At 66.0% G+C, this 10,814-nt stretch carries 10 protein-coding genes; 6 read left to right on the top strand and 4 right to left on the bottom strand.

Translation table 11 applies throughout. The annotated features are described in order from the left end of the window. The 3 genes from FKP22_RS10930 to FKP22_RS10920 form a co-directional block, all read right to left on the bottom strand. The coding region (locus FKP22_RS10930; protein WP_141287524.1) for a DUF4350 domain-containing protein at positions 1–925 on the bottom strand (925 nt) is incomplete at its 3' end. A gap of 416 nt (positions 926–1,341) precedes the next feature. Beyond that, entirely contained in the window at positions 1,342–1,761 is a 420-nt protein-coding gene (locus FKP22_RS10925) for a VOC family protein (RefSeq protein ID WP_141287523.1), read from the bottom strand. A 127-nt stretch (positions 1,762–1,888) separates the two neighbouring features. Further along, positions 1,889–3,010 (bottom strand): hypothetical protein, encoded by a 1,122-nt coding sequence (locus tag FKP22_RS10920; protein ID WP_141287522.1) that lies wholly within the window; start codon positions 3,008–3,010, stop codon positions 1,889–1,891. Between the two features lie 212 nt (positions 3,011–3,222). Here FKP22_RS10920 and FKP22_RS10915 point away from each other — a divergent pair, with 212 nt between their 5' ends. The 3 genes from FKP22_RS10915 (at position 3,223) to FKP22_RS10905 (ending at position 7,305) form a co-directional block, all read left to right on the top strand. Further along, the gene (locus tag FKP22_RS10915) at positions 3,223–4,503 is read left to right on the top strand and encodes a putative DNA modification/repair radical SAM protein (protein WP_141287521.1); all 1,281 of its coding nucleotides are present in this window, start codon (positions 3,223–3,225) and stop codon (positions 4,501–4,503) included. Between the two features lie 5 nt (positions 4,504–4,508). Next, a complete protein-coding gene (locus tag FKP22_RS10910; RefSeq protein WP_141287520.1) occupies positions 4,509–6,056 on the top strand; it encodes a UdgX family uracil-DNA binding protein in 1,548 nt (515 codons plus the stop codon). A 169-nt stretch (positions 6,057–6,225) separates the two neighbouring features. Continuing rightward, positions 6,226–7,305: a hypothetical protein gene (locus tag FKP22_RS10905; protein ID WP_141287519.1), complete on the top strand. Its 1,080-nt coding sequence runs from the start codon at positions 6,226–6,228 to the stop codon at positions 7,303–7,305. 48 nt (positions 7,306–7,353) lie between these two features. On the opposite strand, the gene FKP22_RS10900 is transcribed toward FKP22_RS10905, so the two are convergent. After that, positions 7,354–8,139, bottom strand: coding sequence for a CsgG/HfaB family protein (locus FKP22_RS10900; protein ID WP_141287518.1), 786 nt, complete (start codon positions 8,137–8,139; stop codon positions 7,354–7,356). Positions 8,140–8,336: 197 nt separating this feature from the next. On the opposite strand from FKP22_RS10900, the gene FKP22_RS10895 reads away from it, so the two are divergent. The 3 genes from FKP22_RS10895 to FKP22_RS10885 form a co-directional block, all read left to right on the top strand. Beyond that, complete coding sequence (locus FKP22_RS10895) at positions 8,337–9,404, top strand: DUF3466 family protein (RefSeq protein WP_170200846.1); 1,068 nt, start codon at positions 8,337–8,339, stop codon at positions 9,402–9,404. A gap of 64 nt (positions 9,405–9,468) precedes the next feature. Further along, the gene (locus FKP22_RS10890; RefSeq protein ID WP_170200845.1) at positions 9,469–10,503 is read left to right on the top strand and encodes a DUF3466 family protein; all 1,035 of its coding nucleotides are present in this window, start codon (positions 9,469–9,471) and stop codon (positions 10,501–10,503) included. Between the two features lie 96 nt (positions 10,504–10,599). Next, positions 10,600–10,814, top strand: a 215-nt coding sequence (locus FKP22_RS10885; RefSeq protein WP_211361373.1) for a hypothetical protein, incomplete at its 3' end; no start/stop codon positions are given.

The raw sequence follows: 10,814 nt of genomic DNA, 5'->3' as shown, positions 1-10,814 counted from the left end.
GTGCCAGCAGCAGCACCGGTGCGGCTTGCTGCCAGAGCCAGCTTGGCAGCGTCGGCAGGCTGGCCGAGCCCATCAGCCAGACCTGGCGGCCGGGCCGCAGCTTCAGCATTGCGGCCAGCAGCGGTGCGTGGTCATGCTTCATCAGGTCCGGGTTGTCCAGGTTGGGGTACCAGGCGGACAGCGTCAGCTCCCCGCGGCCCAGGGGCAGGCGCAGCGCGCGCCAGCCCAACTCGTCGCGAACGCCCCAGGCAGGCAGGTCGCGGCTCTTGAAAACGGTGCTGGGCGAGCGGCAGAGCTGGTAGATCGGCAGTTCCGCAAAAAACGGCTGCGCACCGGCGTCCTTGGCCGTCCAGTCGCATTTCGGTGGCGGCGGAACGCGCGGCAGTGCGGGGCCGGAAGCAGGCGTGGCAGGGGCGGTGTCTTCCTCGTCGTCTTCATCGTCCTCGTCTTCGTCCGACTTTTCCGGCGGCGCGGCGTGGCCGGACGCAGCGGCGCGCGCCTTGGCCTCGGCCTTGCGTTGTTCCCGCTGCAGCTGCCATTCGCTGGTCTCTTCAATGCCCAGCGGGTTGAGCTTCAGCATCGCTTCGTCGGTGTTGGGGAACAGCACCAGGTGGCCGCCCGCCTCGACCCAGCGCTTCAGGTCCTGCTCGCGCGACTGGCGCACGTCCCACAGCGGCGAGGTGAGGACCAGCGTGTCGGTCACCGGCGGCAAGGTGCCGAGTTCGCTCGGTGTCTGCAGCGTCACGCCCTGCTTGGCCAGCCAGTGGCGCAACTGGTAGTGGCGGTCGGTTTCGGCTTCGCCCTGAGGCGGCAGCGGCACGCGTTTTTCTTCCCACCTGGTGTAGCGCACCAGCAGCGCACCGGCGCCCAGCAGCACGGCAAGCAGCAGCAGCCATGGCAGGCTCCGGCGCAACATGGAACTCATGCCGTGGCCGCCCGCAGTGCACCGCCAGCGGCCTGGGCTGCGAGGCCGGCACCGAACAGCGCGTCGAAACGGGCGCAGAGGTCCAGCACGCGGGCCTCGTCGGGCCGCCGGTGCGCGTAGCCGATCTCCAGCCAGGCGTCGATCAGCTGCCGAAGACGATCTCTGCCGGCCCGTCGATGTCCACCCAGTCACTGGCATGGCGATCGCTGACCGCCTCGACAAATCCTTGTTGAGCGCGAGCGTCGGACATCTTGGGGCGAAACATCGAAGAAGCCATGGATCGTGAGGTGGGCGCAAAAGAGCTGACCAAACAGGGGCGGCAAGCGCCGTTTGCCCGTCATCAGCAGATCGCGTACCTGACACAAACTGTCACCTTCGGCGCGGCCGCCACCCGGCCTTTCCAGCCTTCAGGCGCCTCACATCGGATTCAGCTCGCCATTGACGATCCAGGCCACGCCGAAGCGGTCCACCAACATGCCGTTGATCCGGGCCCAGAACTGAGGCTGCAAGGCCATGGTGGTCCGTCCGCCTTCGGCCAGGGCCTCGAAAGTGCGCTGGGCTTCGGCCACCGTGTCGAAGTTCAGGGTCAGTGACACGCCTTTCACACCCTCGTACGGCATGCCGGGCGGCACATCGCCGGCATACAGATCGCCGCCGCCTGGCAGCGTCAGCGCCGCATGCATCACCGCATCGGCCGTGAAGCCCGGCATGCGCTGGTCCGCCGGCAGGTCGGCGTTGCGCAGCAGCTTCAGGCTGCCTTGCAGCACACCTGCGTAGAACTGCATGGCCTCGGCGCATTGGCCGGGGAAGGCGAGGTAGGCAATGGGGTGCGGCATCGTGGCTCCTTGACGTGAATGGGAACGCAAGCCCGGGGACGGCTTGCATTTCCACGTCGAACAAGGGCCGGCGGTTTCGACAGGCCTCAGCCGTTTTAGACCAAGGGTTTGCCCGGCGCGTGGACGGTTACCTGCCGGACTCGCCCGCCATGAAGTCGCGCCTGAGCACGGCCAGCAGTGGCGCGTCTGCATGGGCACGCAGCACCGGCATGACATTTTTCAGCGTTGCCTTGGCTTGGGCCTTCTGGCCGGCGGCGTGCAGGGCCATGGCCTGGTCGCAGCTGCAAAAGGCCAGCGCGGTCCACACGGCGGGCGAGTCGCTGCGTTGCAGGAAGGCCGCCACGGCCTGGCTGAGCAGCCCCAGCGCACCGGGCCTGCCGCGGCGCATCGCGATCAGCCCCTGGGTCCAGGCGACAAAACCTTCTGCCATCGGCGGAAGCAGCGAGAGGTCCAGGCCGGCCATCAAGGCCTCGGCACGCGCCAGGTCGCCAAAGCGGGCCTGGGCCAGCGCATGGTCCAGCACGCGGGCTGGCTCGTCGCCGGACAAGGCCTGCGCCTGGCCCATGGCCTGCACAAACCCCGCACGGTCGCCGCCGGCGGCGTACACAGCAGCCAGCCGGGTCTCATACAGCCCGGGGTGGATGACCAGCCGAGACTGCCAGTCGGCCAGGTCCTCCAGTGCGCCGGGCAGGTCGCCCTGGCGGGCACGCACCGACGCAATCCGCACGTCCAGGTCGAAGTCCAGATTCGCGGCCAGTTCACTGGCGCTGCGCAGCCGGCCCGCCAGGCCCACCATCTCAGGCCAGCGGCCGAGTGCATGGGCCTTCAGCAGTTGCTGGTAACGGTCGGCATGGCGGTAGCGCCACAAGGCCGGGGCGAACGGCAGCGCCAGCAAGGCCACGGCGATCAGCATCCACGCCGGGCTGCGGGCCCAGATGCCGCCCGCCAGCAGCAGGGCGTCCACCATCAGCCAGACGCGGTTCTTGCGCGCCACGACCTGCAGCAAGGGCAGCAGGCCGGGCCGCTCGCGGAAGTGCAGGTGCAGCTTTGCGAGTTCTGCCTTGTCGGCCGCGCTCAGGCCTTGCAGGCTGGCCTCGTCCTGGCTGATCGCCACCTCCTGGTGCAGCACGACTTGCCGCAGCCCCTGGGCACGCAGTTGGTCGCGCGCCGCGCGTGCACTGTCGGCTTCGACAAAGCCTTGCCGGTCGCGGCCATCGGCCGTCTTGGCGCTGTAAAGCAGTTGAGCCATGGGTCGGGTCAGGAAGGTGGTCGTTCGCCGGACGATTGTCTGGCAGCACGCCGGCAGCGCATCCGCCATCCGGCCGCGCTTGGCTGCCGCTGGTCTGCCGTGATCCGCCGAGCAGGCATGGTTCAGACCGGCCCCTGCGTCACGGAGGGGAATGGAAGGCTGCGGCAGTCGATAACTGTATATTCATCCAGCCCCAAACACCCAACAGCTCCGTGGACCTGCAACGCAAACTCGCCATCCTGGCCGACGCCGCCAAGTACGACGCCTCCTGCGCCTCCAGCGGCAGCAAGCCGCGCGACTCGGTCGGCGGCCGCGGCATCGGCTCGACCGAAGGCGCCGGCATCTGCCACAGCTATGCGCCGGACGGCCGCTGCATCTCGCTGCTGAAGGTGCTGCTGACCAACTACTGCCTCTACGACTGCCTGTATTGCGTCAACCGCGTGACCAGCAACGTGCCACGCGCCCGCTTCACGGTGGACGAGGTGGTGCAGCTGACGCTGGACTTCTACCGGCGCAACTGCATCGAAGGCCTGTTCCTCAGCTCCGGCATCGTGCGCAGCGCGGACCACACGATGGCCGAGGTGGTCGAAGTGGCCAGGGTGCTGCGCGAGGAGCACGACTTTCGCGGCTACATCCACCTGAAGACCATCCCCGAAGCCAGTCCCGAGCTGCTGGCGCTGGCCGGCCGCTACGCCGACCGGCTCAGCATCAACATCGAGCTGCCCACCGCGGAAAGCCTGGCTCAGCTGGCGCCCGAGAAGGACGGCCGGGCCATTCGCCGCTCGATGGCCAGGCTGCGCGTGCACATCGACGACGCCAGGGAGGCAGCCGCGCCGCCGCCAGCCGTCGTCTCGCTGGCCGGACTGAGGCCCAAACGCGCGGCACCGCCGGTCTTCGCGCCGGCCGGCCAGAGCACGCAGATGATCGTCGGCGCGGACGCGACCGATGACCGCGCCATCCTGGTCACCAGCGCCACGCTCTACGGTGCCTACCGGCTGCGCCGCGTGTACTACTCGGCCTTCAGCCCCATTCCCGACGCATCGCTCGCCCTGCCCTCGCAGGCACCGCCGCTGGTGCGCGAGCACCGGCTCTACCAGGCCGACTGGCTGATGCGCTTCTACGGCTTTGCGCACGACGAGATCGTGCCAGCCGGGCAGGGCATGCTGGCGCTGGACATGGACCCCAAGCTGGCCTGGGCCCTGGCCCACCGCGAGCGCTTCCCGGTCGACCTGAATCGCGCCCCCAGGGAGATGCTGCTGCGCGTGCCCGGCCTGGGCGTGAAGACAGTTGAAAAACTGCTGGCCGCCAGGCGCAGCCGCCTGGTCCGTGCCGACGATTTGCGCCGGCTGCGCGTGCCGCTAAAAAACGTGATGCCGTTTGTCGTGCTGCCGGACCATCATCCCGGCGCGCTGCTGGAAGCGCAGGACCTCGCGGCACGGCTGCGGCCGGCACCGCAACAGGCTTCGTTGTTCGACGCTGAAGCAGTCGTCTGAACGCCATGCCGCTTGATCACACCGTGCAGCTCGCGCACGAGGCCGACCTGGCAGGTTTTCGTGCCGCTGCAAGGCGCCTGTGCCAGCAAGCCGTGCCGCCGGACAGCGTGCGCTGGCAGGTCGCGACCGCGGCCTCAGCTGACCTGTTTGCCCTGGCTGAACCGAGTGAGCCATTCGCGGTGAACCCGGCTGGAAAAAACGCCGCACCGCTCGCGGTGCCGGCCTTTTTCATCCCCCTCTGCGAGAGCGTGGCCCTGCATGCCGACAACGCCCGCTTCGCGCTGCTCTACCGGCTGCTGTGGCGCCTGCAGCGCGAACCCGGCCTGCGCAGCGACCCGCTGGACGCTGACCGCCTGCGCGCCGAGCAGATGGCCCGCGCGGTCACACGCGAGCAGCACAAGATGACGGCCTTCGTGCGCTTCCGGCCCCTCGCCGCCGACGGGCCATCGCAGGAAGAGGACGGTAGCCGCTGGCATGTCGCCTGGTTCGAGCCAGAGCACCACATCGTCGAAGCCACCGCGCCGTTTTTTGCGCGCCGCTTTGCGCAGATGCGCTGGGCCATCCTGACGCCTTCGCGCTGCGTGCGCTGGGACGGCCACGCCCTCGCGTTCGGCCCCGGCGCGCAGCGGGAAGATGCCCCCGCGGCCGATGCCGGCGAACAGCTCTGGCTCACCTACTACGGCCACATCTTCAACCCTGCGCGGCTGAAGCTGAAGACGATGCAAAAGGAGATGCCGCGCCGCTACTGGCACAACCTGCCCGAGGCGGCGCTGATCCAGCCGCTGGTGGCCCAGGCCGAGGCGCGCAGCGGCCGCATGGTCGATCAAGGCGGCACGGTACCCGCGCACCGTCGCCCGGCAGCCTCTTCGGCACTGGTGATCTCCCCGCCCACCTTGCTGCACGAAGGCATTGCCGCCAGCACCCCCATCGACTGGGACCTCGTGCGCGATGGCCCCGAACGCTGCCGCGCCTGCCCCATCGGCGCCTGCGCCACCCAAGCTGTGCCTGGCGAAGGCTCGCGCGAGGCACAGCTGATGATCGTCGGCGAGCAACCCGGCGAACAGGAGGACCTGCAAGGCCGCCCGTTTGTCGGCCCCGCCGGCCAGCTGCTGGACCGGGCTTTCGAAGCGCTGCACTGGCAACGCGACGAGCTCTACCTCACCAACGCCGTCAAGCACTTCAAGTTCGAGCTGCGCGGCAAACGGCGCCTGCACAAGACGGCGGCGCTCAGCGAAGCCCAGGCCTGCCTGCACTGGCTGGAAGCCGAGATCGCCTTGCTGAAACCGCAAGCCGCCATCGCCCTTGGCGCCACCGCCACCCGCGCGCTGCTGGGCCCCGGCGTGAAAGTGACCACCGCCCGCGGCCAGTGGTTCACCCGGGCAGACGGCTTGCCGGTGCTGGTGACGCTGCATCCATCGGCCTTGCTGCGCATGCCGATCAGCGAACATGACGCGGCCTTTGAACAGTGGCTCTTAGACCTACGGCACGCATCTCCATTTGCTGGGGTCAGGCCCCAATCTGGTCCCCTTCCGAAGGATCAGGCACTTGAGTGAACAAAAACACAGCATTTCCATCGCGTCGCGTCGCGACGGAGCGGCAAGTTGACACCCCGTCACGGCAAGCCTTGGCGGAGGTTCATGTCATCCCGTTGATGGATGGACCGACCACGCTCAAACAGCATTTCATGTGATAGAAGACTGCTCTGCAGAAGTACGGCCCAACATGCTGATCACACAGTGTGATCTTCGAGGCTCACAACTCAAGGAAACAACAGTGAATTTTCGGAAGCGCCAATGGCTGGTCACTTTGCTCGAGTTGACAGGTGTAGCCCTTGGGACATCGGCCTACGCCCAAACACGGTATGAAGCCTTGGACTTTGAGCCTCAAGGAGTGTCCTTCATCCAGCTTGGTGGATTGAATGACAAAGGCTGGATCGCCAGTTCTGGCGCCGCCGGCGGTGATGGACACACGGCGTACCTCACAGGGCCGAATGGCAGGAACAATCATCCCATCGGGGGCGATCCGGTCCAGTCGGTCAACGCGGTAAATAACCGCGGAATGATTGCAGGCTCCAGCACACGAGGAAGGCCCTTTGTTACTGGGATTCAGGGCGAGGGTCGAACAGATCTAGGAATACCAGTCGACGCGGAATACGGTCACGCCTATTCGATCAACGCCAAAGGTCAAGTGGTCGGTGACTACCAATCGGCGGCAGGCACCAAAAGCTTTTTGTATGACCCGCAAGGTGGATTAGTTACGTTGAATGTATTGAACATCAACAACCACCAAGCCATGGCCATCAACAAAGCCGGTGTGATCGTGGGTTCTTACGCAAATCCAGATTGGTTGCCCTATGTGGCAAAGCCACCTGAATACAAAGCGAAGAGCCTACTGAACAAAAAACTGGCAGTCAGCTATGCGCAAGCAACAGCAATCAACGATGCCAACACAGTGGTGGGCGCCTTCCGCGATTCGCTAGGTATGCCCGGTGCATTTATTTCACGAGATGGCAGTCCCATGCAAGATCTGGGCGCGCCAGCCGGGCTGTACATCACGCCAATGAGTATCAACGATAGTGATCTGATCGTGGGCTGGTACAGCTACACCTATGGTCCAACGATGAATGCCCATGCCTTCGCTTGTCAAAGCACCTGCTCAAATCTCATCGAACTCACAGACCTTGTCGAACTGCCGGATAACATCGTGCTGAATCAGGCGATCAGCGTGAACAGTTCGGGGCAAATCCTTGCCACTGCGTCCAATGGACGAGCCTATCTCCTTACGCCATTGAAGCAGAAGTAGAGATCAAAAGCGTGGCGTGGACTCATCCGCGCCACGCGATCCTGCACCTCAGCGCGTCTTCACCTTCTCAGGCAATTCCTTGGGCGCCAGCGCGCGCACCTGCTGCACCAGGTTGTTGTGCGCGTCCAGGAAGGCGGCGGCGATCACCTTGCCTTCGTTGGTATTGCTCCAGCCCATGCCGCCAAGGCCGCCGCTGCCGCCGAACGCCAGCCCGCCCACGCCCAGGTCGGTGGTGCGCGCGGCACCGGTGGCTGACGACAACTGCTCGGTGGTTTCGTTGTCGGTCAGCAGCAGCACGACCTGGGCCTCCTTGGTCTTCACGTGCTCGGCCGCGCCAGCGAATTTGTTCAACACCGGGATGGCGGCCATCACGCCGCCGAGTTGGCGGCCAGCGTCCTGCTCGGAGAAGGTCAGGCTGGGCACGATGCTGTACTGCGCCATGATGCCGCGGCCCTTCTTGACGTTGCCGTCCGCGCGCAGCACGCCCGCGTCCTTCAGCTCCTGCTCCTGCACCGTGGACTTCAGCCCGGCATTGCGGTCCACGATGCGGAAGCAGCCGCTCTGCTGCATGATGACCCGCACCAGCGGCAGCGGCGATTCCGGCAGCCCGCCGCGGCCAATGCCGGTGTAGCCACCCTGGTTCTCGACCAGCGAAACAACGGCCACCGGCGCGTCGCACTTCAGCAAGGCCTTGGCCGCATTGGTCGCGCCATTCGGCCCGCCACCGCCGCTCACCACCGAGCCGCCCTGGCCAAGCTCAACCCCTTGTTTGCCGCAACCGGCCAAGCCCAAGACCAGCCCTGCGGCCAGCAGGCCACCACGCGAAAGCAACATCGTTTCTCCTGCAACAACCCATCGGCGACAGCCGCCTCGCACGGGCGCAGGGACTCTAGCAGTGCCCGGCGATGCGCCTTCTCCCCACTAGGAGGGGACCGTGTATCAAGGTGTATCAACACACTAGGGGGAACTGGGCTCATGGCAGATCGAGGCCTTCAGAATCGCGATCCTCATATTCAAAGAACGAGGCTGCCATGTCCCAACGCCTGCTCCTGTCCGCCCTGCTGCTGTCCATCGGCGTCGGTTCCGCTTCAGCCCAAACCAGTCTCGCACCCAGCCTCGCGACCAACACGACCTACGCCGCCAAGGACATCGGCACGCTGGGCGCCTACCCGGTCACGCCGGTCCAGCTCAATGACAAGGCCTGGGTCACCGGCCGTTCGCCCAAGGGTCAGAACCAGGCGATGCAGGGCTTCCTCACCGGCCCGAACGCCAACAAGATGCGCCCATTGCCACGGCTTGACGGCAAGGCCAACCAGCCCAACGCGCTGAACAATCACGGCGTCGTGGTCGGGCGAAGCAACATGGGCCAAGGCGGCATGCATGCCTTCATGACGGGCGAGCAAGGCATGGGCATCCAGGACCTGGGTGCGCTGGGCGGCAACAAGAGCGAGGCGCTGGCCGTCAACAACTTGGGCCAGGTGGTCGGTTACGCCGAAACCTCGCCTGACTCGCCGAACGTGCGCGCCTTCCTGTACGACAGTGCCAGCCAAGCCATGCGCCCGCTGGGCCAATGCCTGTCAGACGCCAGCACCGCCAGGGTCATCAACGACCAGGGCGTGGTGGCCGGCACCTTCGCCTGCCAGCCCGACCCTTCGGTGCGCGTGTTCGTCGCCTCCCCGCCGGACTACGTCTTCGTGCCCTACGCGCTGGACGACCGCTTCGGCTACCAGGTCACCGGCATCGACCCGCAAGGCGTGGTGCTGGGCTATGTCTCCGACCACAAGTCCCGCACCCGCTCCTTCCTGGTCCGCCCCGGCATGGGCATGCAGGAACTCGCCACGCCCAGCAACTTCACCACCGTCGTCGCCTGGTCCCGCAACGAAGCCGGCACCATCGTCGGCCACTCGCTGGACGGCCACGACAACGCCGCCCGCGCCTTCGTCTGCAGCGGCGACTGCAGCGACCTCACCGACCTGAACAGCCTGGCCACGCTGCCCGAAGGGGTCAAGCTGACTGACGCCCGCAGCGTCAACCAAGCCGGCCAGATCCTGGCCAGCGGGTCGGATGGGCATGGTTACCTGCTCACGCCTGCGAACTGAGTCTCGCCAGGCCACCCCTTTCTCGAAAGCAGTACCCACCCTCCACCCACTGCAAACCAGCTTCATGCATCCAAACCCGTCTCTTCGCCTCCTTGCCGCCGGCCTGCTGATCGGCCTCGCTCAATCGGCCACGTCGGCCGCGCCGACCTACAGCGTCAAGGACATCGGCCCCATCAATGGCTCAATCAAAGCCGCCGCAATGAACGACAAGGGGTGGATCACCGGTACCAGCTCGAACTTGCCGGACGGCGCCAGTGGCGCTTTCATCACCGGCCCGGACGGGAAAAACCCGCGGCCGTTGGGCGATGACCTCCGCCCCTATGCGATCAACAACCACGGGGCCATCGTCGGCACGTTCAACGATGCCAGAGGCGAGGTGCGTGCCTTCGCTTCGGGCAAGCAAGGCAGCGAGCCGCACGACATCGGCACGTTGGGAGGTGCCAGCGCCGGTGCGCTAGCCATCAACAATCACGGTCTGGTGGTTGGCTACGCCGAGACCGACCTGGGATCGCAAAACATCCGTGCATTCAGGTACGACAGCGACACCGGGAAGATGACCGTACTCGGCAACTGCCCGATCGCCGCCAGCAGTGCGCAGGCGGTCAATGACAAGGGCGTAATCGCCGGCAACTTCTTCTGCCAGGAAACCGACCCCATCCAAGTGTTCATCGCGTCCCCGCCAGACTACAACTTGGTGGGCTACGCCCTGCAGGATGCATCCAACTTCCAAGTCAATGCCATCAGCCCCCGAGGCAGCGTGATCGGCACCGTCAGCGCTTCAGGGCACCCGACACGATCGTTTGTGATTCATCCAGGCAAGCAGATCGAGGTGCTGAGAACACCCGAGGATTTGCTGATGACCATGGCAAACGGGCTCAACGACGCCGGCGCCATCGTTGGCATCTTCGAAGCCAATCCATCGGGTGAATTCCGCGCTTTCGTCTGCAACGGCGACTGCAGCGACCTGACCGATCTCAACACCCTGGCGACGCTGCCGGCCGGTGTGCTGCTGACGCAGGCCATGAGCATCAATGCTGGCGGCCAGATCCTGGCCACCGGCTCCGATGGACACGGGTATTTGCTGACGCCAAAGCCCTGATCGCAGGCGGCCACGCCGCCGATGTCGCTTTTCCCAAGCCAATCTCGTTCTCCTCCATGACCAGGTCCATCGGACCCGGTCCACAGGGGAGCAGGAATGGACGGGATTTGCAAGGCGGTGCTGACGGCTGCCGTGGTGTGGCTGGTGATGGGCGCGGTGCGGCATGGTGGGCACCGGCTGGCGGGTGTTGCAGCAGCGCTGCCGACCATCACCGCACCAACGCTGGCCTGGCTGGCGCATGAGCAAGGCGTGGTGTTCGCGACCCAGGCGGCAGTCGCCAGCGTGGCGGCTTGCGCCATGCTGGCGGTGTT

The organism is Ideonella azotifigens, from assembly GCF_006519715.1.
In the GTDB taxonomy this organism is placed as follows: Bacteria; Pseudomonadota; Gammaproteobacteria; order Burkholderiales; family Burkholderiaceae_C; genus Ideonella; species Ideonella azotifigens.
Note: the sequence above shows the minus strand (reverse complement) of the source record. Positions and strands in the feature narration are given on the sequence as shown.